The organism is Thalassotalea castellviae (genome assembly GCF_031846185.1).
Taxonomy (GTDB): Bacteria; Pseudomonadota; Gammaproteobacteria; order Enterobacterales; family Alteromonadaceae; genus Thalassotalea_H; species Thalassotalea_H castellviae.
Map to the genome: position 1 here is coordinate 810,449 of NZ_JAVRIF010000001.1, position 25,682 is coordinate 836,130.

General features: G+C 36.7%; 20 protein-coding genes and 1 pseudogene. 6 read left to right on the forward strand and 15 right to left on the reverse strand.

Features of this window, described 5'->3' with window-relative positions; translation table 11 throughout:
• Nucleotide 1: 1 nt before the first annotated feature.
• From RM573_RS03625 to RM573_RS03635, 3 genes are read right to left on the reverse strand one after another with little or no spacing between them, the layout of a single operon-like run.
• Nucleotides 2-610 (reverse strand): hypothetical protein, encoded by a 609-nt coding sequence (locus RM573_RS03625; RefSeq protein WP_311577324.1) that lies wholly within the window; start codon nt 608-610, stop codon nt 2-4.
• Nucleotides 603-1,811, reverse strand: coding sequence for a restriction endonuclease subunit S (locus RM573_RS03630; protein WP_311577326.1), 1,209 nt, complete (start codon nt 1,809-1,811; stop codon nt 603-605). The genes RM573_RS03625 and RM573_RS03630 overlap by 8 nt, the downstream gene beginning before the upstream one ends.
• Nucleotides 1,804-3,540 (reverse strand): type I restriction-modification system subunit M, encoded by a 1,737-nt coding sequence (locus RM573_RS03635; protein ID WP_311577329.1) that lies wholly within the window; start codon nt 3,538-3,540, stop codon nt 1,804-1,806. The genes RM573_RS03630 and RM573_RS03635 overlap by 8 nt, the downstream gene beginning before the upstream one ends.
• Nucleotides 3,541-3,792: 252 nt before the next feature.
• Between RM573_RS03635 and RM573_RS03640 the strand changes: the two genes are divergently transcribed.
• Nucleotides 3,793-4,245 (forward strand): hypothetical protein, encoded by a 453-nt coding sequence (locus RM573_RS03640; protein ID WP_311577331.1) that lies wholly within the window; start codon nt 3,793-3,795, stop codon nt 4,243-4,245.
• The gene (gene mobV / locus RM573_RS03645; protein WP_311577333.1) at nt 4,242-5,093 is read left to right on the forward strand and encodes a MobV family relaxase; all 852 of its coding nucleotides are present in this window, start codon (nt 4,242-4,244) and stop codon (nt 5,091-5,093) included. Before RM573_RS03640 ends, mobV begins: the two co-directional genes overlap by 4 nt.
• Nucleotides 5,094-5,238: 145 nt before the next feature.
• Here mobV and miaE read toward each other — a convergent pair.
• Nucleotides 5,239-5,373, reverse strand: a pseudogene (gene miaE / locus RM573_RS03650) (tRNA isopentenyl-2-thiomethyl-A-37 hydroxylase MiaE); the annotation flags it as partial.
• Nucleotides 5,374-5,661: 288 nt separating this feature from the next.
• Here miaE and RM573_RS03655 point away from each other — a divergent pair.
• The gene (locus RM573_RS03655; protein WP_311577336.1) at nt 5,662-9,267 is read left to right on the forward strand and encodes a response regulator; all 3,606 of its coding nucleotides are present in this window, start codon (nt 5,662-5,664) and stop codon (nt 9,265-9,267) included.
• A 301-nt stretch (nt 9,268-9,568) separates the two neighbouring features.
• Here the strand turns inward: RM573_RS03655 and RM573_RS03660 are convergent, their stop codons facing one another.
• Nucleotides 9,569-11,773, reverse strand: coding sequence for a M3 family metallopeptidase (locus RM573_RS03660; RefSeq protein ID WP_311577338.1), 2,205 nt, complete (start codon nt 11,771-11,773; stop codon nt 9,569-9,571).
• Between the two features lie 376 nt (nt 11,774-12,149).
• Here RM573_RS03660 and RM573_RS03665 point away from each other — a divergent pair, with 376 nt between their 5' ends.
• Complete coding sequence (locus RM573_RS03665; RefSeq protein ID WP_311577341.1) at nt 12,150-13,403, forward strand: Vgb family protein; 1,254 nt, start codon at nt 12,150-12,152, stop codon at nt 13,401-13,403.
• A gap of 93 nt (nt 13,404-13,496) precedes the next feature.
• On the opposite strand, the gene RM573_RS03670 is transcribed toward RM573_RS03665, so the two are convergent.
• The 3 genes from RM573_RS03670 to RM573_RS03680 form a co-directional block, all read right to left on the reverse strand.
• Nucleotides 13,497-14,291, reverse strand: coding sequence for an alpha/beta fold hydrolase (locus RM573_RS03670; protein WP_311577343.1), 795 nt, complete (start codon nt 14,289-14,291; stop codon nt 13,497-13,499).
• Nucleotides 14,292-14,515: 224 nt separating this feature from the next.
• Nucleotides 14,516-15,721, reverse strand: a complete 1,206-nt coding sequence (locus tag RM573_RS03675) for an alginate export family protein (RefSeq protein WP_311577346.1) — start codon at nt 15,719-15,721, stop codon at nt 14,516-14,518.
• Nucleotides 15,722-16,123: 402 nt separating this feature from the next.
• Nucleotides 16,124-16,762: an ANTAR domain-containing response regulator gene (locus RM573_RS03680; RefSeq protein ID WP_311577349.1), complete on the reverse strand. Its 639-nt coding sequence runs from the start codon at nt 16,760-16,762 to the stop codon at nt 16,124-16,126.
• A gap of 371 nt (nt 16,763-17,133) precedes the next feature.
• On the opposite strand from RM573_RS03680, the gene RM573_RS03685 reads away from it, so the two are divergent.
• Both RM573_RS03685 and RM573_RS03690 read left to right on the forward strand, forming a co-directional pair.
• Complete coding sequence (locus tag RM573_RS03685) at nt 17,134-17,415, forward strand: hypothetical protein (protein ID WP_311577352.1); 282 nt, start codon at nt 17,134-17,136, stop codon at nt 17,413-17,415.
• 226 nt (nt 17,416-17,641) lie between these two features.
• A complete protein-coding gene (locus RM573_RS03690; RefSeq protein WP_311577355.1) occupies nt 17,642-18,241 on the forward strand; it encodes a Yip1 family protein in 600 nt (199 codons plus the stop codon).
• A gap of 83 nt (nt 18,242-18,324) precedes the next feature.
• On the opposite strand, the gene purF is transcribed toward RM573_RS03690, so the two are convergent.
• The 7 genes from purF to RM573_RS03725 all read right to left on the reverse strand — a co-directional run.
• Nucleotides 18,325-19,842: an amidophosphoribosyltransferase gene (gene purF, locus RM573_RS03695; protein WP_311577358.1), complete on the reverse strand. Its 1,518-nt coding sequence runs from the start codon at nt 19,840-19,842 to the stop codon at nt 18,325-18,327.
• 19 nt (nt 19,843-19,861) lie between these two features.
• A complete protein-coding gene (locus RM573_RS03700; RefSeq protein ID WP_311577361.1) occupies nt 19,862-20,350 on the reverse strand; it encodes a CvpA family protein in 489 nt (162 codons plus the stop codon).
• Nucleotides 20,351-20,434: 84 nt separating this feature from the next.
• A complete protein-coding gene (locus tag RM573_RS03705) occupies nt 20,435-21,067 on the reverse strand; it encodes an SPOR domain-containing protein (RefSeq protein WP_311577364.1) in 633 nt (210 codons plus the stop codon).
• Between the two features lie 8 nt (nt 21,068-21,075).
• The gene (gene folC, locus RM573_RS03710) at nt 21,076-22,338 is read right to left on the reverse strand and encodes a bifunctional tetrahydrofolate synthase/dihydrofolate synthase (protein WP_311577367.1); all 1,263 of its coding nucleotides are present in this window, start codon (nt 22,336-22,338) and stop codon (nt 21,076-21,078) included.
• A gap of 36 nt (nt 22,339-22,374) precedes the next feature.
• Nucleotides 22,375-23,232, reverse strand: a complete 858-nt coding sequence (gene accD / locus RM573_RS03715) for an acetyl-CoA carboxylase, carboxyltransferase subunit beta (protein WP_311577369.1) — start codon at nt 23,230-23,232, stop codon at nt 22,375-22,377.
• A gap of 154 nt (nt 23,233-23,386) precedes the next feature.
• Nucleotides 23,387-24,169 (reverse strand): tRNA pseudouridine(38-40) synthase TruA, encoded by a 783-nt coding sequence (gene truA, locus RM573_RS03720; protein WP_311577371.1) that lies wholly within the window; start codon nt 24,167-24,169, stop codon nt 23,387-23,389.
• A 236-nt stretch (nt 24,170-24,405) separates the two neighbouring features.
• A partial coding sequence (locus RM573_RS03725) for a FimV/HubP family polar landmark protein (protein ID WP_311577373.1) occupies nt 24,406-25,682 on the reverse strand: 1,277 nt, incomplete at its 5' end.

The following is a 25,682-nucleotide window of genomic DNA, read 5'->3' on the forward strand; positions in this document are numbered from 1 at the left end:
TTTATTTCCTTATTGCTGCTCTGGTAACTTTTTCGGTGAATGCAGCAACAGAACGATTAAAATTAAGTATTCCTACATTTGTTAAGTTGACACGCTTGTTGGTAATTTCAAAAAACTTATGGTGCTTACTGACTACACTTTCAAGCTCTTCTGATTTTTTTATGAAGTCTACTCTTCCAGCAGTGTGTATAAAGGCACTTCTAACTTTATACGCATCAACAATGAGCTGATAGTCTTGGTCTGTTTTTAACTCCACCCCAAGGTTGGTGAAGAGTCTTTTGAACTTTTTAATGCCATCAGCACTATCATTTTTTTCTTCTATATTTCGCCCATTACTGCACCATGCAAGGTACAGGTGTTCTTCTAGATGACCAAACATCATTAAGAATACCGACTGCCTTAAATTGTTAGGTAAATGCGTTTCATACTCTAATTTAAGTAAAATTTTCTCTTTTTGAGATAACTCTTCATCTTGTTGTGAGCTAGTAAGATTAGTGTTAAAAAAGCCATGAACATGATTATGAAATTGAACTATCTGATTAAGGTTATGGTGCATACTCCCAACCCTCAAAGACTCAAAACCTGAATCAATCACGCTATTTTCATCCATCTACATTAACTCTTACTGTGCCTGTGAGTAGGTCTCGCATAAGTGCCTTTTTAGTTCTTTTATTGGCAGTTAACTTTTTACTAACGGCATCAATTTTTTCATCAATGGATCGCAAAGCACCAATGATTTTTTTCTTTTCACTTTCATCTTTTGGCATTGGTATCAAAAAGTCTCTAACTTTTTTAATCCCTAAAGCTGGCTGGCTAGTTGTATTGGTTTGCATCAAAACTTGATTGTTAATCACATCACTAGAAAATATTTGAAATAAATACCGCATATTCAAAAGGTTTGATGTAGTTATCAAAACTACATTTGCAGATAAACAATAAAACCGCTTATCAGGCAAGATACTTGGATTCCCTATCGTACCTATCTTTCCAAAAATAAAGGCTTTCTTATGTATATCAAAGCCTTTGCATTGTTTATTATATGCAGCTTGAGAAACTTTTCTCGCTCCAGAAAAGTTAATCTTTCCAGCTTTATCTATATCGCCTAGACCAACATAGGGTATACCACCTTCGACTTCCGCTGGAGTTCTATGGTCTGGTTGAGGGTCTATAACTTCGGTAACATCACCCACCTTTTTAACCTGCCACTCAGCAGGGATTCTGCCGACAGGTGAGTCTTTGAATTCAGTATGTCCGATGCCGTTGGTTAGTAGCTCTTGCATCATGCCTGTTTTTAAGTCTTTTAACTTGTCGATTTGTGCTTGTGTTTTTTCAATCACTTCATCAACAGAGGTAAGGATTTTGGCTATTTTTTGTTGTTCGGGGAGGGGTGGAAGCAAAATACTAATATCTCGCATATCTGCTTGATTAAGTTTTGCTCTAGTGCCGCCATTTATATGTTTTAGAATGTTTTTATGTACTAAACTGTAATGAATAAATTTAGTTTCATGCTCTTGTTTTGCTTTTAAAATATGAGCATGGTTATTAACCCAAAACTTTCCTGATACTAAATAAGATATTGGTCTATTTTGCCACTGATCAAAGTTACCACCATCTTCAGCTAAAAGAACATGTTCACCTTCAAAAATATAATCGTCAATATATCCTTGAACACCATTGGCTCCATAATAAGGGTAATCGCCTTTTCTCAATGCTCTTTCTTGTGAATTTAAAGGGATTCTCTTTGAGTCCAGTACATCGCAAGTTTTATTGATGTTTGAAGTTTCCCACCCATCAGGTACTAGATTACTCATAACCCAATTCCTTTAGGTAACTTTTCATTTCAACTTCTGCACTGGCTACTTGGTCATCAAGCTGATGCAATGATACTTGGTATTTGTCCCACCAACGCTCTAATTGGGTGATTACAGCCGCTTCAAAGCTTTCACCAACACTCTGTTCAACAACCGTTCTGATTAACTCTTTGCTGGTAATTTCCGCTTTAAATACAAAGTAATTTTCATCCTGCTTATCAAATACCGTTGTTACATCAAACCCTTTTAAAATCGCTTCTTGGATATAATCATTTTCAACTTCTCGCACTGGAATACCGCCATGCAAGATTGCACGAACATCAAAAATTTCTGGTGGTGGTGAAGTATCTGCGTAGCGTCTGATATTTAGGTTGAAATCGTTTTCTTGAATTTCGCTAAGTTCTACAACTTTGGCGTAACGTTTTATGTCTTGGTATTCATTGAATGTGGCGATGATTTTTTCAATGTCTTGTAGGCGCAGTTTGTTTTGGTTTTTACCTTCTTCAAATTCTAATTCTGAATTGATGAATAAAACTTTGTTTTTACGTATCGCTGCTTTATTTTTATTGATGATAAGCAAACAAGCAGGAATACCAGTTCCGTAGAATAATCCTGACGGTAAGCCAACAACCGCTTCTAATAAATCATCTTCTAATAACCCTTGGCGAATGGCTTTTTCGCTAGCCCCTCGGAATAACACACCGTGGGGCATAACAATACCAGCCATGCCTTCGTCATTAATTGAGGCAACCATGTGTTGAACAAAGGCTAAATCGCCAGCATCTTTTGGTGGTGTGCCGTAGGGGAAACGTCCAAAGCCGTCTTTATCACACTCGTCTTTACCCCACTTTTTAAGGCTAAATGGAGGGTTGGCGATAACACGGTCAAAGGTCATTAGTTGACCATGTTCTGTGTGCTGTGGGTCACGTAAGGTGTCACCTTTGCGAATATCTGCACTGAATACGCCATGAAGAAACATATTCATTTTACAAATTGCCCACGTATTTAGGTTCATCTCTTGCCCTGCAAGGGATAAGTTAGCGGCATTTTCACCATGCGATTCAAGGTAATTACGTGTTTGTACTAACATACCGCCTGAACCTGCTGTTGGATCGTAAATACGCATACCAGCATGGGGCTTAAGTAATGCCACTAATAACTGCACCACTTCACTTGGGGTATAGAATTCACCGCCTTTTTTACCAGCAGAGTCGGCAAACATTTTAATCAGGTATTCGTAAGCCGTACCTAATAAATCAGGACGTTCAAAATCACTATTACGTAAACGGTGTTGGTTAAAGTGTGAAAGTAAATCTCGTAGCTTGGTATCTGATAATTTGTTTTTGATGTTGAAATCAATACTAACTAATACACCTTCAAGCGAGCTGTTGTGCTCTTCAATGGCTTCAGTGGCTTTGTTAAGCTCTGCGCCAATATCGTGTTTTAAATCTTTAAGAACGCTCCAACGGGCATTTTCAGGGATAAAAAAGGTGCTATCGTATTCATCTTCATCTTGCGCGAGTTCTTTCGCCTGAGCCTCGGTTTTGCCTTTTTGCATGTAATAGGCGATAACCTTTTCTTCTTCTTCATCAAATGAGTCTGAAAGGCGTTTTAAAAACATCATACCGAAAATATAATCTTTGAATTCTGAGGCATCCATGTTGCCACGTAAAATGTCGGCAGTTTCCCAAAGGAAAGATTCTAATTGCTGGAGAGTGATTTGAGTCATGTTGGTGTGTTCTTCCGTGTATTAACGCTTATTTATGATGGTTGGGCGAGATAATCAAAAAGCGTATAGGTAATTAATTTTTATGGGATGTAATTTATCAAGTTGTTGTGGTTAGGGCTATATATTTTGTCGATTAAAAATGCTTTCGAAAAAATGATGATAATATATATTTATCTAGTGATTAACACCAATACAGGATTAATAGCTAGATACAACAATATTTATAGCATATTAAACCACGGAGTATTCATTATGAGCAATTCCAAAGTAAACATTGAGATCACCAAACGAAGGTTATTCGATTTAAAGCCGGTTAAATTTGAAAGCGGCACAATATTCTATTTGCATGTAGCCCTGCCCAATGGAAAACAAGTTGGTAAAAAAGTTGCCTTTGTGGATTCACTTCAGCTTGAATTCGATGAAGATAGTGATGAAGTGTGTGCTCCTTATTCGTTAATTGCTAAAAACATTGAAGATGAAACTTGTTTTGATTCATGGTTTGTAGAGTGTGAAGAGCTCGATGCTATGTTGATGCCTTTAAATAGCTATGAGTCATTTTATAGAGAGCTTGTTTTAGAAGCAAAAATCAAACTTTGGTGTGCACAAGAGTCTACTTGTGATGACTTTGGGTACGAAGCTCAACAGTCAGAGTTGATTGAAAAAGCAAGTTCTAAGTTTAAATTGCTTATTAGGAAACACTCATGAGTAAAGTCAGTAGTGCCATTTTACGAACACTTAAAATCAAAAACTTTGCAGATTTAGCTGCGATGTCAGCACATTGGTTGAGAACACAGCCGACCGAAAATGCTAACCCTGCCCGTACAAAGCTTAATAAAGTTTTGCATGGGCATTCAAACCCATTGCAAGGAGTTAAAGAGCTTCTGCTTAAGAAAGGGATAACTAAATTGCGAAAAAACGGTGTGCTTGCCATTGAGTATGTTTTAGCATTCTCGCCTGAATTTTTGATGAACGAAGACGGTAGCTATAAAAAAAATGCAAAGGCCAATTTAAGACAATGGCTTAAAGAATCTACAAGCTGGCTGCTTGAAACTTATGGTGAAAACTGCACAACCGTGCTCGCCCACTTTGATGAAAAATCGCCACATATTCATGCACTTATAGTTCCTACAAAGGCATGGACAAACAAATCAGGTACAAATTTAAACAAATTATGCGCGCGAGATATTACGGGAGGTAGACAAAAATTAAGTCAACTCCAAGATAGCTATGCTGAACACTTAAAAAGTAAAGGCATTCAACTCAAGCGAGGAGTTAAGGGTTCCAAAGCTAAACATCAAACGGTTAAACAATTTTACTCTGCAATAAACAAATCAAAAGCTGATTGTTTGAAAGCAGGTATAGTCCCGCCGTCAAATAACCCTGCTGAATTTAATGTCTGGCAACAAACCATTCAAAACCTAACTGAGTCACTTAATAAGAATGACGAAGAACAGTTCAACAAGTTATCAAATATGATCAGCGAACTTGTTATTACCAACGAAAAACTAAAGGCGGAATTGTCGAATAATAGAGGGAGGACTGTTTCAAGATAATTGAGTACACAATTATCTTTTACGAGCGAACAATTTTAGCGTAGCGTTAAAAAATTGTGTAGTGAGTTACACAATCAACCCAATTTATATCCCCTTCTTTTATTCTATCTTAGAAGAATCAAAATACTTGTCTGCACACCTAGACTTTTAGCTCACAAATTAAGTGATCAATTAAAATTATGGCTAAATTTTCTTTCTTTATCGCTTCATCAATCCACGCTTGCGGGGTTGGACATTTTAGAAAAGATAAAATTGGCGTTAATAATTCCTGAGTCGACATCTGTGATCATTTTTCTTTTTAACTTAACAGTATGCGCCAATTTTATCATACGCTTTATAGCTTCACGTCATTTTTTTATATTAAATTGGACTGAAAAATATAACCTCGAATAACACTAAAAAATAACAAAGGCATCACAGTTTTCTTTTTGTCTTACCTTCAAATCGCACTAATGATAAAAATTTAAATTATGTTTTTCACATTAAACTTATGTTAAAAATATAGCTAATACATTAAAAAACAAACTAAAAATAAACTATTGTCTTTAGTTATACTAATATGAGTATTATGAATTTAAGAACTTACCTCTATTGTTTTTTCATTGCTGCCTATTTATGCAGCCTTAACGTATTAGCAGAAGAAGAAACAAACAAAGACAATATTCCTTTACATATCATTGCCCTAGAAAACAATTTTCCTTTTAGTTTTAGGTTACCCAATGGCTCTCCAAGTGGGCTGTATGTTGAGTTTTGGCAATTATGGGCAACAACTAACAATATCCCGATTAAAATATCATTGCTTTCTCTTGAAGAAGGTTTGCAATTAACCAAACAAAAAAACACCTTGCACGCAGGGTTATTTAAAAATAATGAGCGAGAACAGTGGTTAGACTTTACTTCACCTATTCATAATGTTCAGACCGGCGTTATTTACAAAAGAACTTTTGATAAATCCACGAAACTCAGTGAACTTGATGGAATAAAAATATCAACTAAACGCCTGAGTTTTCAAGAAGCTTATGTGCAAAAGAAATATCCCAATATTGACTTTGTTCAACACGAAAACTTTAATCAGGCGATCACCCGCTTATTAGCTGATACCAACAATGAAGTTCAAGGTGTTATCGCTGAATTACCCCATGCCATGGCAGAATTAGCAAAAATGGGGGTTAGTGGCGTTTTCGTTATTTCAGATGAAGTAATATTATCTAACAATGTTTATGGCTTAATAGCAAAAGGACAACCAACATTATTATCAAAAATAAATAAAGGCATCGACAGTATTCCCGTCGAAAAAGTCGTGGCGTTAGAAAAGCAGTGGTTCCCTACCCTAAAGCCATTTTTTGATTCATTACCGCATGTTCCATTATTAACCGATGAAGAAAACCGATGGTTATCTGAAAATAACCAATTCAGTTTAGGAGTTGACGTAAATTGGGCCCCTTTTGAATTTTATGATAATAAAGGTAACTACAGTGGTATTTCAGCTGATTATATCAAGCATGCTGAATCTCTTCTTAAAGTAAATTTATCTCCTCAAAAAAAGTTGTCTTGGTCACAAGCTTTTGACGAGTTTAAACAAGGTAAAATAGATGTAATGCCGGCTATTTTTTATACTGACGAAAGAGCTAAAAACATCAACTTTACAAACCCTTATTTTGAAATATCCTTGGTACTAGTCAGTAAAGCGAATGCGTTTTATGCCGAAAGTCTAAGCTCACTAGCCGGTAAAAAACTTGGGTTAATCACCGATTATGTCTATGACGAACTTATTCAACAACAGTATCCTAATATAGAATTAGTCAGTGTTAAATCTGTTGAAGAAGGATTAAAGCTATTGCAAACGGGGAAAATAGATGCCTTTATGGACTCTATTGCCGCTATTAATTATCAAATCAATAAAAATAAAATCAACGATATTATCATCACGGCATTTACCCCATACAGACTTGAGTTAACCATGGCGGTTCGTAAAGGGCTTGAACCTCTGATCCCTATTTTAAATAAAACGTTTTTATCCATGTCAGAAAAGCAACGTGCCGCCATCGCAAATAATTGGTTATCTATTCATGTGCAATCAGGTGCAAATATCACGACGATTCTTTTTTGGTCGCTGCCAATCCTCGTCTTTTTAATCGTGGTTATTTTCTTCTTTTATCGAATGAACCAACGGCTAAAAAAAGAAGTGTCTATTCGTCAAAAACATGAACAACAATTAATTGCGACACAACGTGATTTAGCCGCTCAGAAAAAAGCAATGGACGTACATTCGCTCGTTTCAGTTTCAGATATCAAAGGAAATATAGTCTATGCAAACGACAAGTTTTGCGCGGTTAGTGGCTATACTCAACAAGAACTAATAGGTAGAAATCATAGTTTACTAAAGTCGGGGCAGCACCCTTCTTCCTTTTGGCGCGGCATGTACTTGATTGTTTCAAAAGGTGGTCATTGGAATGGTGAAATTTGCAATAAAACTAAAGCTGGCGAACGCTTTTGGGTTGATACAACTATAGTGCCTTTCTACAACAATGAAAATAAACTGACCGGTTACATTTCAGTACGAACAGACATTACCCATCAAAAAGAAGCCATATCACGTTTAGCTGAAGCAAAAAAACAAGCGGAAGTTGCAAATGAGTCGAAAAATGAATTTTTAGCAAACATGAGTCACGAGATCCGTACACCAATGAATGGCGTAATAGGAATGACCAACCTTTTACTTGATACCGAATTAACCCAAGAACAAATTAACTTTGCTTTGACCGTAAAATACAGTGCTGAATCTTTATTAATTATCATTAACGATATTCTAGATTTCTCCAAAATTGAAGCGGGTATGTTAGATCTTGAACCACTTGAATTTAATTTAGGCTTATTATTACATGAACTTGGTAGCAGTATTGCTTTTCAGGCTCACGATAAAGGCCTGGACTTTATCTGCCCTGGCAATAGCATGTCCAAGCAGTCTTATATCGCGGACCCTGGTCGTATCAGACAAATACTCAATAATTTAATCAGTAATGCTATTAAATTTACTGACAAAGGTGAAGTTTCTGTATTTTGTCAGGTCGTTGAACAGTCAAAGCAACGAACTAAATTATGCTTTGAAATTAAAGATACTGGCATAGGGATCAGTAAAGAGAAACAGCACCACCTTTTTGAAAGGTTTAGTCAAGCAGACAATTCAACGACTCGCAAGTTTGGTGGCACAGGGTTAGGTTTAACTATCAGTAAACAATTAGTTGAACTGATGGGTGGAGAAATTGGTGTAAAAAGCAGCCCAGGAAAAGGCTCAACATTTTGGTTCACATTAAATGTTGAAAATGCCAACTCCACTGTATCTAAAGAAACTTTAGTTAGCTTACAAAATCAAAAAATCTTAATCGTCGATGACAACTTAACAAACAGAACTTTATTAACACAATTATTAAATAAATGGCAGGCAAAAAACAGCGCTGTTGATTCAGGTAAAAATGCCTTAATAATGCTTAATGAAGCGGCAGAACAAGGCTCTCCATTCCAAATCGCTATTTTAGATATGCAAATGCCTGAAATGGATGGTGCTCAGTTAGGGAAAGCCATTAAACACAATAAAAATTTGGCAGATACACGCCTAGTAATGCTGACTTCTCAAGGGCTGAGAGGCGAAACCGATACACTCAAAGCTATTGGCTTTAATGGTTATTTAAATAAACCAATTGATGAAACAATTTTGTATAAAACACTGAAAAAAGTGTCGGGTGTGCATGCTTCTGATAAAAAGCTGACGAACCATTTAACTGCTCATCAAATTCCTCAATTTCAGGCAAGAGTACTCGTTGTTGAAGATAACGCCATCAATCAAAGAGTAGCGCAAGGCTTACTGGAAAAATTCGGCATACAAGTTGATCTAGCAGCAAATGGCAAAGAAGCGTTAACGTCTTTAAAAACGTTACCGTTTGATTTAGTGTTAATGGACTGCCAAATGCCAATAATGGATGGTTATGATGCAACGAAAAAGATACGAGAAGAGCACTCAGAAGTACTTAATAGAAAAATTCCAATCGTCGCGATGACAGCAAACTCAATGAAAGGAGATCAAGCTAAATGTATTGCTGTGGGAATGGACGATTTTATTTCGAAACCTGTTAACCCGAATAAATTGGAAGAAGTTTTAACCCGTTGGTTAAAATAGAATAACTAGGCCGATTCATTTAAAGTACCGCTTTTTTAAAAGCCTTCATTTGCCATTACTCACTCACAATAGTGCCTAAATTAATTCAAAAAAACGCGGTTAAGGTTACCCTGCTATGCTGTATACCTTAGCAGGCAAGATTAACATGCTGAAATCTTATTTCTTGCACCTATTTCGCAATAACTATCAAAAGTAAAAATCGAGATGAATTGACATTCATGACACATATAAAAAAGGAGCGAATAATCGCTCCTTTAAACTTAGTGGTTAACGGCATTAATCAAAACCGTTTCTAATAAAGTTATTTACTTTCATTTGGCACAGGAAAGCCACGTTTTTTCAAGATATACTTAACTTCAGGGTCACGACCACGGAATTTACGATACGCTTCTTTACGATCTGTTTCGTTACCTGTCGCTAATATCACAGAGCGGAAACGTTCAGCGGTTTCTTTATCCCATACATTGCCTGCTTCTTCAAACGCTGCCCATGTATCTGCATCCATAGTTTCAGACCATAAATAGCTGTAATAGCCTGCTGAGTATGAATCAGAAGAGAACAAGTGATTGAAGTGTGGCAAACGATGACGCATAACAATCTCTTTTGGCATATTAATTTTATTCAAGGTTTCACGCTCAAAGGCATCTGGATCAGTAACCGGCTCTTCGCGATTGTGCAACATCATATCGACAATAGCTGAGGATAAATATTCAACGGTCGCAAACCCTTCATTAAAGGTTTTAGATTTATTGATTTTATCCACTAATGCTTGCGGCATTGGCTCACCCGTTTCAGCATGTTTTGCGTAATTATCTAAAATGTAACGAGTCAGTAACCAGTTTTCATTTACTTGACTAGGATATTCCACGAAATCTCTTGGTGTGCCACCTAAACCTGGGTAAGTAATGTCATAGTTTAAGTAATGTAACGCATGACCAAACTCATGGAACAGGGTTGACGCATCATCAAGACTGATAAGTGTAGGTTGACCTTTACCGCCTTTAACAAAGTTATTGTTATTTGACGCTAACACATAACGGTTTTTACCGCCTAAATCATGCTGACTACGGTAAGTTGTCATCCAAGCACCGGAGCGTTTCCCCTCTCTGGCAAAATTATCAAGGTAGAAAAGTCCAATGACTTTATCACCTCGTTTTACCTCAAACGTGCGCACTTCTGGATCAAAAACAGGCACATCACCCGTATTCTCTTTAAATGACATACCATATAGCTTACCTGCCGCATCAAACATCGCATTCACCATGTTATCCAGCTTAAAGTAAGGTTTAATTTCCGCTTCATCTAAGTCATATTTTGCTTTACGGACTTTTTCCGCATAAAAGCGATAATCCCAAGGGGCGATGGTAATATTTGCGCCTTCAGCATCTGCCACTTTCTGCATGTCAGCCACTTCTTCTTTTACACGACCAATTGCAGCAGGCCAAACTTTCATCATTAAGTCCATGGCAGCTTCTGGCTCTTTCGCCATTGTATCGGCCATGCGATAATGAGCGTGAGTTTTAAAACCTAACACTTTAGCGCGCTCAGCACGTAACTTTAAAATTTTCGCGATAGTGGCATTTGTATCGTTAGCATCACCATTATCACCACGATTAATATAGGCATTATATACTTTCTCGCGTAAATCACGTCTGGTTGAGTTTTGTAAGAAAGGTTGCATAACTGAACGAGTATTTTTCAGTGCCCAACCTTTTTTACCTTGTGCTTGTGCAGCACCTTTAATAGATGAAATAAAACTTTCAGGTAATCCTGCTAAATCAGCTTTATCAGTCAAATAAATATAGGTTTCTTCATCTGCTAATACTTTATTTGAAAATTCGTTAAAGGCTTTTGCTAACTCAGTATTAAGCGCAATAAGCTTTTCTTTTTCTTCGCCTTTAAGTAACGCGCCATTACGTACAAGTTGTTCGTAGTTACGTTCAACTAAACGCAACTGTTGCGCATTTAAATTCGCTGTTTTTCTGTTGTCATAAACCGTTTTCGTTTTTTCAAGTAACTTAGGGTCAAGCGTTAACTCATTAAAAAATGCGGATACTTTCGGCATCCATTCCCCTTGAATCTTACGCACTTCTTCATTGGATAAATTGCTAGAATGTACCCCCCAAATAGAGAACACTTCATCTGCGACGCTGCCAGCAAGTTCCATTGGTAAGGTAAAATTTTCAAAAGTTGCTGGTGCAGGATTATCGCGAATTACATTAATTTCTGATTTAACTCTTTCCATAACCGCTTGAAAGGCACCTGGAAAATCAGCAACGTTAATTTTATCCCAAGCAGGAACACCATCATAAGGTCCTTGCCAAGTTTGCAATATACTATTGTTTATTACGGCTGCGCCTTTTTCTTTCATTGCTGCAACTTTATTTTTGGCATTGGCCATTGTCTTTCCATGATCGTCAGCTATTGCTGGTGTGGCTGCTATGCCTAACATCGCAGCACTAGAAACGCTTAATAAGAGTTTCCGGCTTAAAATAGTGAATCGCATTGATACCTCTCTAAGTAATTAGCCTTTAAAATTTGGCCTTAAAAAAACGCCATAGGCGCATTCAGTAATTATTGAGAATAAACTATGCCAATGACCGTTACAATAACCGAGATCCGTTAAAGGTGTTTCTAAACATGTCTGGTTTGACATGGAAGTAAACATTTTTGAACATAATCCTCGTCTCATGCTTTAGGGGTATTAACGGGTAAAGACTTCCAACCCAACACTTAAAAAATCATTCCTAATAAAGAAAGCGAAAATGATATGTAAATTGCTGCTCAATATTCATTCGATTGAAATTTTTCAACTTTCATTGAAACTTCAACGACCATTGAATAAGCTTGAATAAATGTTCAATTTTACTAGGAGAGTTTCCATGCGTATTCGTATTTTATTAAAATCGTTTTTGTCTGGTATTGCATATTTAATTGGGGTAGCTAGCGTTAATCAAGCATTGGGACTAGAACTTATTGAAGATAACGAACAGTTGAAAGGTAAGGCGTTAGTTGAGCAATATTGTACCAGCTGCCATCGCATCAATATGATCACTCGCAGCTCTGGTTACAGTGTTAAGGATTGGAAACTCTTAACCCGCACCATGATTGATTTATCAAACCAACCGAAAATTGAACAGAAAATTTTTAACTATTTAGCAACACATTACTCGCCAAATACCTTACGTACCCCGACTCTCCTCGGTGGTGATACAAAAATTAGCTTTACTCAATGGCAAACGCCTACTTTAGGTCAACGATCACGTGACCCTATCGAGGCCGATGACGGGACTATTTGGTGGGCGGGTCAACGGGCAAATTTAATTGGTCAAATTAATCCCAAAACAGGTGAAATGAATGAATACTTTTTGCCAGATAACGCCATGCCCCATTCAGTTACCACAGATCAGGCTGGTAATATTTGGTATACAGGCAATAAAAACGGCAGTGTTGGCAAATTAGATATTAACTCCAAAAAGATCACAGAATATAAAATGCCGGATGAAAATGCTAAAGATCCTCACACCGCGATCTTTGACGATAAAGGCATATTATGGTTTACCTTACAACACAGTAATATGATTGGCCGATTAAACCCTGAGAGTGGCGATATAAAACTTGTCACCATGAATGCACCTCGCTCAAAACCTTATGGTATTAAAATAGATAGAAATGGTACGCCTTGGGTGGCTTGTAACGGTAGAAACTGTTTAGTCAAAGTTAACCCCAACACCATGAAATTAACTGACGTGATGTTACCAAATGAAGCAACGCGTGTCAGACGTTTAGATATCGCCAGTGATGGCATGATTTGGTATGTCAATTCATCACAAGGAAAATTGGGGCGGTATAACCCTTACACAGATGAAATAAAGGAATGGCCATCACCTAGTGGCAGCAAATCTCACCCTTATGCAATAGCCGTCATAGATAATATGGTTTGGTATAATGAATCAGGTATGCGACCAGATGCCTTGGTTAAATTTGACCCAACAACTGAAACATTTCAAAGTTGGGCAATTCCTTCAGGCAAAGTATATGCCGGTATTATCAGACATATGCGTGCTACTCGCGATGGCGATTTACTAATTCATCAAAGTAGCACCAATAAAATTATTAGAGTAAATATTGAATAAACAAACGCTAATTCGTTTATAAATCGCTCAGTTAGAATCCCTTTATTATCATCCGTGGGATATTAACTGAGCGATAAAATCAACTGATTATCACTAACTTTGCTGATCGATAAACGCAATGGAATGCTCATTAAAGGCTGCCGGATTTTCAACGTTACATACATGTCCACAACGTTGAATAGTGTGCAATAAACTATTTTTATGCTGTTTAACCATGTCTTTGACGGGGCCAAGAAACATATGATCTTCTTTACCCATAATATACAAAATAGGTATATCGATTTCCTTTTCTTTAAAGTATTGCATTAAAGGATTTACTTCCATGGCTAGTTTAAACCAGCGAAGAAACTCTTTTTGGCACAACCGTTTCGCTTCTCTAACGAACAATAATCGCGACTCTTTATGACGTTTTTTCGGCATCATAATAAAAGCAAATAACCGATATAACCACATATACGGCACACAATATTTAAAAGCATTACCTAAATGAACCAACGAGTTACTGCGAGTATTAAAGCGAGTAATAGCCCCACCAAGCACCATACTTGAAACATAATCTGGGGCTATTTCAGCTATGTTACGTATGATGATAGTACCTAATGATATCCCGACAAAGTGTGCATGTTTGATCTGGTTATAGTCCAAAACATCAATAATGTCTTCTGAAACACGATTGAAAGAATAATTATTATCGACAAACGATTTCACTAAGTTAGTTGATTTTCCATGTCCGCGAAGATCTAACAGAAGAATATTATATTTTTTCTGATATGCTCTGATTTGCCTAAACCAAATAGCAGAACTACCACCCGCACCGTGGATAAACACCACCCAAACTTTACTGGTTTTATGTGGGTAAATGGTATGAAAAAGAATTGATTTTTCCATCAACGAAAACGACCTACTCGAGATAAATAACAACTTAAGACCTTCAGTATAACGAATTATCAAACATTCTGAGAGTAAGTTTTTAAAAAACTAGCCTCCACCACACTAAATAAAGTAGTCGCTTTAAAAATTATCTAAAAAAAAGTGATAAAGAATACATTATCACTTTTTAAAACCTAAAGTTTATTTTCGGCTTATTAGCTAAATATATTGGTTAAAATTCATTAAAATTTAGCGCTGATCCATAACCAAAGTTTATCCGTATCTACTTTGCCTGTTGCTACATCACCGGCTGAATAAGCTGAATATTTGATTCCAGCAGTATAATGCTTCGAAAACTTCTTAGTATAAACCGCATTGATTTCGGAACCAAAATCATCAACTGTATCACTTGCTTTATCGGCATTAAAATTATGATAAATAACCGCCCACTTCCCTTCCAACACCTTACCACTAAGACTGGCATATAAATCAGTTAACCCTTCTTTTGGCGTTGTTAAAAATTGATCCGACCAACCATTAAACTTATGTAATGTCGCTAATGGTGTAGAAAAGCCATACATACCTTCATCAGAACCAAGTAGTTCATAACCAACTTTTAAGCCTAAACCTGATACATGTGTGCCAAGTTCAGCAGATAAATAATGACTGGAAAAGCTCGTTCCTGCACTCTCAGTATCTTGTAATGCATAGTCGAATGAATACGTGAATTTTTGACTGTCGAACTTACTCGCACCATTAAAGCGTATTCCGTATGTATCAAGGGCATTGTCAATATCATTATCAATTTCTAGTAGATAGCTATACGCAGTTACCGTTCCTGCACCTGTTTTGTAACTGGCATTGATTAAATGATCTTTTGAATCGATATCTTTAGCATCAGCAAAAATTCGATTTCGTTGCGTTATATAGGCGTACTTCAACGATAATTTTTCTGATGCTTGATAATCAAAGCTAATACCGTCGAACGTTTGTCTATCTTGTCGCCAGCCAACGTGACCAACAAATCGATGGTTATCCATGGTGATCACTTGACGACCCAGTTTTGCGGTAACATTTGCTTGTTTGTATTGTAAAAGCATCTGATCAAGCTCGGTTGTTTCTGGATCGGCAATCACTGAATAATCATTATTTCTACCTAAGGTATTTTTATAATCATTTATACCTAAAACATTACGTGAATCTTCAAATTCTACCAATGACGAAAAGCCATTCACTGCTTTGCTAGCATAGCTTAATCGGGTACGTAACGTTAATGCACTTGCCTTTTTTAAGGCGTTATCTTGGTCAACACTTTCATAGCGTAAATTTAAGTCAACGGTTGCTTTGCCATTAGCTAAAGCAGTAGAAATATCATTTGCCATAACTGTCGTTGAATACGAACTCGCTAATGCTACAGCAAGATATAAAGTGGTTTTATTGAGTTTCATGCGTTATTTCTCTTTAGGGTTTTATTAAAATTCTTGCCGCTGATATTCATCAACAAAGGCACTGTTCTTTTAGTTATTATTTAATCTAAGCGCCTGTTAATTAATACGATAATAATGAATATACTGAACTGAGCTCTTCACTTGAAATATATCGATTCCTGACACTTTTGTGAGTTGTTTTTAGATCCGCGTATATTGAATAATTGAATATTATCATCGTTGGATTATGGCAAAGGATGATCACGATCAAGATATTGTTCTATTGTTTTTATTAATTAAAACAAGGTTATAAATTCTTGTATTCATAGCATATTGCATGAATTATATTTTTTATTTACAACCTTACTTTCCTAATAAAATTACTCGAAAAAAATTAAATACGTTGCTCAATGACCATAAAAGTTATGATCTCGCTGGCGATAACAACTGACAAACATCAATAATATTTTTTGCCACGATTGCTATTGAACAACTTTGATCGAGTGCCATTTTTCTTAGTGTCTTATGTGCCTCATTCGCACTCATTCGTTTTTGCTCCATCAGTAAATTTTTCGCTCTATCAATATACTTTTTGCTTTCAAGTTGCACTTTTGCTTGTTTCAATTCATTCCGTAAAGATTGCTCAGCTTTAAACCTTTCATTTGCCACTGAAATAATACTTTGGATTCTTTGCGGTAAAATCTCATTCACCACATAAGCACTGACTCCTGATTTAATCGCTTGTTGAATAACATTAGGTGAATCATTTTCAGAAAAAATAACAATAGGCAAAGGGTGTAACTTATTTACTTCCGCTAAATTTTTTAGCACTTTATCACTGGGTGAATCTGTCACTAAAATCAATACTTCCGGAGAACATGTATCGATCAATTCCAAAATATTGTCACTGGCCGAAATATGTTTTATTACGTGATAACCAAAATCAATTAATGCTTTCTTTAACACTGAATGATTACTTGGGTGTTTTTCGATTAACATTACCGTGATTGATTTTTTCGCAAATTCAATCGGTAATATTTTATTTTTTAACGTTTGTTTCATAGTATGTCTCAATTGAGTTACCTGAATGTGTTCCCCATATATTTAAATATGGCATTACCTTTGGTATACAAAATCCGCACCATTATGAATAACCAATAAATATCAATAGGTTAAATAAATTTAACTCCAATAGGACAACGCGTTGCACCAAAATAAAAGTGCAATTGAAATAAAACAAACCAATTCACAAAATATTTGAATACGGCTGTTTATCACGCATAGATAGTAAAATGACAGACGGTTAAATGAATCATCAAACGAGGGTAATTAACACGGTAATATCGCTAGTGGCTTAACTATTCACTGAAAGTTCCGTAATATAAAACAATGTTTCCTGTTCAGATCATCTCAAATCAATAATTGAAAACGATATGTCACCAAAAAATAATATTAAAAAGCTGATTGATAAGCACCAAGACCTTGTTCATAGCGAGCATATAAAAGTTAAATCTCATGTACAGCGCGAGGAAGACGATTGGGTATTGAACACCATCATGATCGAGAATATTGATGTACCTTTTAAATATAAGCGAAAAAAGCTATATCGTTCGTTAAAAGGGCAACGCGTCAATATGACGTATTACCCAAGTTCAGAAACCATCGCAGGCTTTAATATTGAAGTGATGAATGTAGTCAGGATTAAGCTCAGTTAATAGTATTTTTAACTATATAAAAATTACATTTTTGCTCTTTTGATTATAAAAATATCCGTTTTTTTAAATTTCTTGGCTAAATTTCAATCTCTTCTTGACGTACGCTTTCAGTTATTTCATAAATAAGGTATCAACTATAAAAAAATAAAAAAGTTGAACGTAGATGTTGGAGCGGAAAATCAATCTCCGCAAACAACATATTTTGGGGACAGCAAGAGGTAATATTATGATCTTAAATCATATCTGGGGGCTTTATGCTCATCCAAAAGAAGAATGGCAAACCATAGAAAAACGTCATGAAAGTTTAATGTACAGTTTTGTCCATATACTAACAATTGCACTGATTCCAGCAATTTGTAGTTATTATGCTGCCGCGCATATTGGTTGGACTATAGGAGCTGGAGATGCGATAAAGATCTCTGAATCAAGTGCATTAGCAATGTCTGTTGCTATGTATGCTGGATTAGTGATTGGCGTATTTGCTCTCGCTTATTTGATACAATGGATGGCAAAAACATTTGATGCAAAACCCGATTTCACACAAGCATTAGAACTTGCCGCTTATACAGCGACACCATTGCTAATGGTTGGTCTAACGGCACTTTATCCAGTGTTATGGTTTGTTACTTTAGCAGGTTTAGCTGCGCTTTCTTATTCCGTTTATTTACTCTACTCGGGGATTCCTATCATGATGAATATTCCAGAGGAAAAAGGCTTTATCTATGCAAGTTCAGTGGTTACCTGTGGCTTGGTATTATTAGTCTCACTAATGGCGATTAGCGCAATTATGTTTGGAATGGGCTTTGGTACTGAATATATTTCATAGCTCAATGAGCTAATCCTAAAGAGTAAGCACAAAAAAGGCACCTAAGGTGCCTTTTTTAATGAGCTAATAACACTTAACAGTCGTTATTCAGCACCTTCATTGTGCATATCAATAATTGAATCCGCATTTTTATCTGAGGTTTCTTTTGTTTCGTTATTACGCAATGCATCTAATCTTTCTAAATAACCTTGATCGATATCTTGTGTAACATATTGGCCATTAAAAACTGATGTTTCAAATGCTTTAATATCAGGATTTGCAACCGATACTGCGCTAACTAAATCTTCGATCGTTTGGAATATAAGTTTATCGGCACCAATTAAATCACAAATATCGTCTAATTCACGGCCATGAGCAATTAACTCTGTTGCACTTGGCATGTCGATACCATATACATTTGGAAAACGAATTTCAGGGGCTGCAGAAGCAAAATAAACTTTTTTAGCACCTGAGGCTCTAGCCATATCAATAATCTGCTCAGAAGTTGTGCCACGAACAATAGAGTCATCTACCAATAATACATTTTTACCTGCAAACTCAGCACCGATAGCATTAAGCTTTTGACGAACAGACTTTTTACGTTGCTCTTGTCCTGGCATAATAAAGGTTCTGCCAATATAACGATTTTTTACAAACCCTTGGCGGTAAGGTAAATCTAATGTTTGGGCAATTTGTAATGCGGTATCACACGATGTTTCAGGGATCGGAATAACTACATCAATATCTTCATCCGCCCATTCTTGCTTGATTTTAGCCCCTAATTTTTTCCCCATTTCAACACGTGATGCATAAACAGATATTTTATCCATAGTAGAATCAGGGCGAGCAAAGTAAACATATTCAAAAATACACGGACTAAACCTAGGATTCTCTGCACATTGTTTGCTGAAAAACTGACCATTTTCAGTGATATAAATTGCTTCACCTGGTGCAACATCACGAACAAACTCAAAATCACAGGCATCTAAGGCGACTGTTTCAGAAGCAACCATGTACTCAGTGCCTTTTTCGCTTTCTCTTTTACCAAAAACAAGAGGACGAATACCATTAGGATCACGAAATGCCACCATGCCATTGCCAATCACTAATGCAACGGTTGCATAGGCACCACGAACACGTTGGTGAACATTAGCAATAGCAGTAAAAATATCATCCGGTGTTAACGTGAAGTTACCGATACTTTGTAATTCATGACCTAAAATATTTAGTAATAATTCAGAATCAGAAGTTGTGTTTACGTGACGACAAGCTTCTTTATAAAGCCATTCTTTCAATTCTTCAGCATTAGTTAAGTTACCATTGTGCGCTAAAGAAATACCGAAAGGTGAATTGGCGTAAAAAGGTTGTGCTTCTGAAGAACTCGACGTCCCCGCGGTTGGGTAACGGATATGGCCGATACCAATATTACCTTGTAATCGCAGCATATGACGCGTATGAAAAACGTCTTTAACTAAACCATTGCCTTTTCTTAGGCGAAAGGTGTTATTTTGAATCGTTACAATTCCTGCAGCATCCTGACCGCGGTGCTGTAGAACTGTTAAACCGTCATATAAATATTGACTTACCGGTGTATTACCAACAATACCAACTATACCACACATGGTGTTTTTCTCCGCCGAACTAAGCTTGTTTTAGAAAACTGGATGATTGTTTGAGGTATTCAAAAAACCATTCAATTATTAATTTGAATTCTGGGATTAACTGCGAACTTTGCCACCAATCACTTGATGTTGACGGAGTGAATGCATCCATAAAGAATAATACTGCACTTACGATCAATACCCCTCGTAGGGCACCAAAGACAATCCCTAATACTCTATCTGTACCTGATAGGCCTGTTTTGGTAACCAATTGACCAATAACGTAATTAACTAAGGCCCCTAAAATTAAGGTTGTTATAAATAGAATAGTAATTGCTGCGCCATTGCGCAGGAAAGGATCAGAAATATTAGTTAATAACGTGGCAAGTTTGGCATAGAAAGTACTCGCGATAAAAAAGGCACTGATCCAAATAATTAGCGACACAGCTTCTTTGACAAAGCCACGAACTAAACTAATTAAAGTGGAAATACCTATGACAGCCAAAATGGCATAGTCTATCCAAACCATAAATCGAGAGTTCTCAATTAAATTAACTAATAAATAGTGGCGCGCATTCTAACAGAACCACAAGCAATTTAGCTAATATTTTTATTATCTAGTTGGTGTAAATCGGGCAACTTTTCCTTGCACATTAGTTAACGTCTTCAATGCAGGGATTTTTTTCTCAAGACTGCTTTTAATTAATTCAGGTCCAACAAACACTTTCGTTAAGGTTCCATTTTTAGTTTTAATCGGTCGTGTAAAAACGGTATAGCCAGCTGCTTCTAGCTTTTTTACTAGTTCATTGACATTTTTCTTATGCCTAAAGCTACCAAGCTGTATTGCCCATGCTTGTTGAGAAACTGCTTTTTCCGGCATACTTTTTTTCACCACAGCTTGTGGCTTCACTTCATCGGTTTTAACACTCGCTAAAGGCTTTTCATCATTGAATGCTTTATTTTCTTGCACCCCACTATCAATAGCCGCAGTTGGTATGTCTTTATCTCCAGCATCGTCATCTAGCGCTATTTCTTCACTTATTTCGTCTTTGGGCAAACCCGCTAGTTTGTCATTAGGAAATGATTGGTTTTGCGGCTTAAAGTCGACTTTCGGTGCGGTTGGAATTTTATCAAATTCTTCTTGGTAGGTTTTTTTATCGCCATCAAGTACATCAGGTAAAAAAATAATCGCAACGGCTGCAACTATCATAGTACCGACTAATCTATTTTGAAAAGGTGTAGACAAGATAACTCCTAATTTAAAAAACCTTTAACTTGAGCAACAGTAAAAAATGATCCAAAAACAAGGATTAAATCACTTTCTTTAGCTTGTGAAAGTGCCATTTTATAGGCATCAATGACATTGTCAAAAGTTAATATTTGATTCGTGCTATTTGATATGTGGCTTTTGAGCTGTTCCGCATTAGCGCCTCTTGGTATATCTAGGCTTGCCATATACCAGCAATCAACTGCAGCCAATAATGGATTGAGCGTATTAAAGATATCCTTATCCGCCAACATTGCAACCACAGCATGAACTTTTGTCGCTGACAATAAAGGGATTTGTTCGACTAAGTATCGTGCAGCTAATGGGTTATGGCCAACATCTAGCATAATTTTACAATGGCCTGCGATCAATTCTGTTCGACCTGCAACTTTAGTCGATATTATCAATGATACAAGTTTTGTCTCATCCACATTAATTCCAAGTAATTCAAGCACCATAATCGCGGTAGCTATATTATCTCTAGGAATAAAGGGTTGAGGTAAACGGTTAAAGGTATAATTATGACTTTGCCAACCCCAACCATGAGCGAGTTCGTTAAGATCAACATTAAAATCTACACCTCGAATATATACTTGTGTGTTAAGTTGTTTAGCATGTGCTAGAACAGATTGAGGCGGATGTTTATCACCGATAACTACGCGTTGGCCTGCCCGCATAATGCCGGCTTTTTCAAAACCAATGCTTTCTCTATTATCGCCAAGGAAAGCTTGATGATCTAAATCTACCGTGGTGATCACAGCAATGTCTGCATCAATAATATTGGTAGCGTCAAGTCTGCCACCTAAACCAACTTCTAGAATGGCGAAATCAGGTTTTTCAACCATGATAATAAGTAAAGCTGCTAAGGTTGTATATTCATAATAGGTTAACGAGATATCACCACGCGATTGCTCTATGTTTTCAAAAGCAAGGATAAACGCTTTATCATCGACATCTTGTTTGTTAATGCGTAAACGTTCATTAAACTTTTCAATATGGGGAGACGAATAGACAGCAACTGAGCGATCTTCAGCTAATATAGCGTTTTCAAGAAAGGCACAAGTAGTGCCTTTACCATTAGTTCCTGCCACGGTTATAACCTGAGTAAATTCAAACTCAATAGCTAAATTTTCAGCAACCTTTGATATGCGCTCTAGACCCATATCAATTTCTGTACTGTGAATACTTTCTAAATAAGAAAGCCACTCATCGAGATTTCGACTTGAGTGGCTTTGAACGGTTTCTTTCATAAATGTATTGGACTTAATTAGTGTTTATTAAAACAATTAACTCACTTTTAAATCGTATCCAGTAAATTTAGCTAATAAACGCGCTAAGGTATCACGCATTTCACGGCGATCAACAATCATGTCGATTGCACCTTTTTCTAACAAGAATTCACTACGCTGAAAACCTTCGGGTAACTTTTCACGAACAGTTTGTTCGATAACTCTGGGACCAGCAAAACCAATTAAAGCTTTAGGCTCAGCCACGTTAACATCACCAAGCATTGCTAAACTCGCCGAAACACCACCCATAGTTGGATCCGTTAATACCGAAATATAAGGTAAGCCTTTTTCACTCATTTTAGCTAATGCAGCACTGGTTTTAGCCATTTGCATTAACGAAAACAACGCTTCTTGCATACGAGCACCGCCACTTGCTGAAAAACAAACAAATGGCAAATTATGTTCGAGACAGTATTCAACCCCTTTAACAAATCTAGCACCGACAACAGATGCCATTGAACCACCCAAAAATGAAAATTCAAAAGCTGCAGCTACCACAGGCATACCGTGTAATTCACCTTTCATCACTACTAATGCGTCTTTTTCACCCGTGCTTTTTTGTGCCGCAGAGAGGCGATCTTTATAACGTTTTGAATCTTTAAATTTAAGAATATCTTGCGCTTCGAACTCTTCGCCTAATTCAATACGTTCACCAACATCTAAAAAGCCTTCGATACGTTTGCGCCCACTGATTCTCATATGATGATCACATTTTGGACAAACCGACATTTGGCGCTCAAGTTCAACTTTATATAATACCGCATTACACGAATTACATTTACTCCAAACCCCTTCAGGGATATTACGCTTTTGGGTAGATTTTGCTTTCGGGAGAATTTTTTCAATCCAGCTCATAATTTCACTTAGCCTATGCACGAAAATCATTTAACAACTCATTTTGAGCCATTAAATATTAAAATTTTAATATTATCTAAATATAACCACTAATTAGAGCATATTTTACGGTATTTTGAATACAAAAAACTGGTCTGTTTTGTGTGTTTTCCTGTTATTCTAAAAATAAAGGACCTAATTGTCGTTTTGGGATATTAAATTCAGCCGGATAATCAACATCAACAAAATACAAGCCCTCGGCAGCGGCTGTCATCCCTGCAACACAACGATTCTTTGCTGCTAGCACTTCACTTATCCAGCTTACGGTTTCTTTTCCTTGCCCCACTCTCATTAAGCTTCCTGCAATATTCCTGATCATATGGTGCAAAAAAGCATTGCCTTTAACATCAAGAATTAAATAGTCACCTCGCCTACTTACATTACAGTGGGATAACGTTCTTACAGGTGAATGTGATTGACAATGCACTGTTCGAAAAGAGGTAAAATCATGTTCCCCAACCAAATATTGCGCGGCTTGATGCATTAACTTTTCATCTAACGGGTAATGACAAAAGCTTAAACCATGACTGAGAATGGCAGAACGGAGCCTTTTATTATAAATAATATATCGATAACGCCTTGCTGTGGCACTAAATCTCGCATGAAACGATTCACTGACTTCCTGCACCCAAGAAACAGCTACATCTTGCGGAAGATGAGTATTAACACCTAATGTCCATGCCACATCTTTGCGCTTATTATTGGTATCAAAATGCACCACTTGATTAGTCGCATTTACCCCTGTGTCTGTTCGACCAGCACAAACCACTTCAATAGGTTCGTTAGCAATTTTAGATAACGCAGTCTCTAATGTTTGCTGAACACTGACTACCGATTTTTGTCGTTGCCAGCCGCAATATTTACTTCCGTCGTATTCAATGCCTAAGGCATAGCGCATAACTTTCAAAACCTGTGTTAATTTTCGCGCATTATCTACTATTTTTAATGGTATTGCGAGTCGCGACTATCACGTTTATAACATTTATAACAACGACGACTATTGGATAATAAAAAACGGATATTAGCTCATAGCGAGGAAAGAAAAAGACAGGTGATAAAATTACTTTTTGATCACTAACGGTAAACAAAAAAGCAGCTATTTAAGCTGCTTTACTTCTATAGTTTAAACAAGTGTTAATTCATACTATCTAACAATTGTTGTGCTTCAAATTGTTGTTCTGCATCACCTATTTTAACCACATCTTGTAGGATCACTTCAGCATTTTCATTATCACCAATTTCGATATACACTTTTGCTAAATCAAGTTTTGCAGCAACTCCGTTATCATCTTCTTCATCGACATCTATTTGATTTATATCACTGGTAAACTCAGGGAAATCACCTAAACCAACATCAATATTGGTTTGATCATAAGGCTCTTCTTTTTCAGTTGAGTCTGAAAGTGTATCTGATATTAATGAATCGACGGAAATAAAATCATCCTGACGCTTTTCTACTTGCTCCGATGTTTGCTCAGTGGTGTCATCATCTAAACTTTCAATACTGTCTGCAATTTCAAAATCATCTGATAAATCAAAGTCTTCATCGCTTGAAGTTGGTGCTTCTTCTTCAATATTAGCCAGAAGCTCGTCGAAATCTAAACTGTCTAACTCTTGAATATCATTGATTTCAGTTGCTTCAGTTTTTTCAACAATTTGTTCAGTTTCTTCTTCCTGATTGTCATCCGCCAGTAAATCCGCTAAAACGTTGCTATCAGTAAAATCTGGAGAAAGCTCAACTTGTGAGGATGTTTGTTCATCATCCTCATCATTTAATAACTCGGTTAATGTCGACTCATCAAAATCACTTGAAATATCATTTAGAATTTCATCGTCAATAGGCGCATTAACATCAGCTGATTCATCCGTTGTAACCTCATCACTTATCGTATCGCCTAAATCATCGCCAATATCTAAAGATGAAAGTTCATCCTGATGATTATTATCGGCAACATCGGCAATCAGCGCATCTATGTCAATATCATCCTCGTCAGATATTGCTTCTTCTTGATGGGTAGCTTCGTTTGTAATTTCTTCTTCAGCTGAAGTCAAATCACTAAAGTCTGCAGATAAAAATGGCGCAACATATTCTTCAGAAAAATTGTCTATCTGCTCGTGATTTTTCGTATCTAATTCCGAATCATTATCACTTTCATCATTGCTCTTATCTTCTGCAGACTCTTCAATAGCAGAAGATTTTTGGGGTTCAGGAGCTGAATCCCCCGTCATTGAAGCCAGTAACGCATCTATATCATCTGGATCGGTTAATTCGGCATTATCAGGTATTTCATCCACCGCACTTTCAGCTGCTTCGCTGGCAGTTTCAGGCTCAGGCGCACTTGCCATTGAATCCATCAGCGCGTCAATATCATCTGGGTCGGTTAATTCGGCATTATCAGGTATTTCATCAG

Bases quoted from the DNA above. Each gene is read 5' to 3' on its own strand.
- RM573_RS03630 (WP_311577326.1), bottom strand. From the start codon at position 1,811: ATGAGTAATCTAGTACCTGATGGGTGGGAAACTTCAAACATCAATAAA.
- RM573_RS03690 (WP_311577355.1), top strand. From the start codon at position 17,642: ATGATCTTAAATCATATCTGGGGGCTTTATGCTCATCCAAAAGAAGAA.
- truA (WP_311577371.1), bottom strand. From the start codon at position 24,169: ATGCGCTATGCCTTAGGCATTGAATACGACGGAAGTAAATATTGCGGC.
- RM573_RS03675 (WP_311577346.1), bottom strand. From the start codon at position 15,721: ATGAAACTCAATAAAACCACTTTATATCTTGCTGTAGCATTAGCGAGT.
- RM573_RS03670 (WP_311577343.1), bottom strand. From the start codon at position 14,291: ATGGAAAAATCAATTCTTTTTCATACCATTTACCCACATAAAACCAGT.
- RM573_RS03680 (WP_311577349.1), bottom strand. From the start codon at position 16,762: ATGAAACAAACGTTAAAAAATAAAATATTACCGATTGAATTTGCGAAA.
- RM573_RS03655 (WP_311577336.1), top strand. From the start codon at position 5,662: ATGAATTTAAGAACTTACCTCTATTGTTTTTTCATTGCTGCCTATTTA.
- RM573_RS03660 (WP_311577338.1), bottom strand. From the start codon at position 11,773: ATGCGATTCACTATTTTAAGCCGGAAACTCTTATTAAGCGTTTCTAGT.
- RM573_RS03640 (WP_311577331.1), top strand. From the start codon at position 3,793: ATGAGCAATTCCAAAGTAAACATTGAGATCACCAAACGAAGGTTATTC.
- RM573_RS03685 (WP_311577352.1), top strand. From the start codon at position 17,134: ATGTCACCAAAAAATAATATTAAAAAGCTGATTGATAAGCACCAAGAC.
- RM573_RS03635 (WP_311577329.1), bottom strand. From the start codon at position 3,540: ATGACTCAAATCACTCTCCAGCAATTAGAATCTTTCCTTTGGGAAACT.
- purF (WP_311577358.1), bottom strand. From the start codon at position 19,842: ATGTGTGGTATAGTTGGTATTGTTGGTAATACACCGGTAAGTCAATAT.
- RM573_RS03665 (WP_311577341.1), top strand. From the start codon at position 12,150: ATGCGTATTCGTATTTTATTAAAATCGTTTTTGTCTGGTATTGCATAT.
- folC (WP_311577367.1), bottom strand. From the start codon at position 22,338: ATGAAAGAAACCGTTCAAAGCCACTCAAGTCGAAATCTCGATGAGTGG.
- accD (WP_311577369.1), bottom strand. From the start codon at position 23,232: ATGAGCTGGATTGAAAAAATTCTCCCGAAAGCAAAATCTACCCAAAAG.
- RM573_RS03625 (WP_311577324.1), bottom strand. From the start codon at position 610: ATGGATGAAAATAGCGTGATTGATTCAGGTTTTGAGTCTTTGAGGGTT.
- mobV (WP_311577333.1), top strand. From the start codon at position 4,242: ATGAGTAAAGTCAGTAGTGCCATTTTACGAACACTTAAAATCAAAAAC.
- RM573_RS03700 (WP_311577361.1), bottom strand. From the start codon at position 20,350: ATGGTTTGGATAGACTATGCCATTTTGGCTGTCATAGGTATTTCCACT.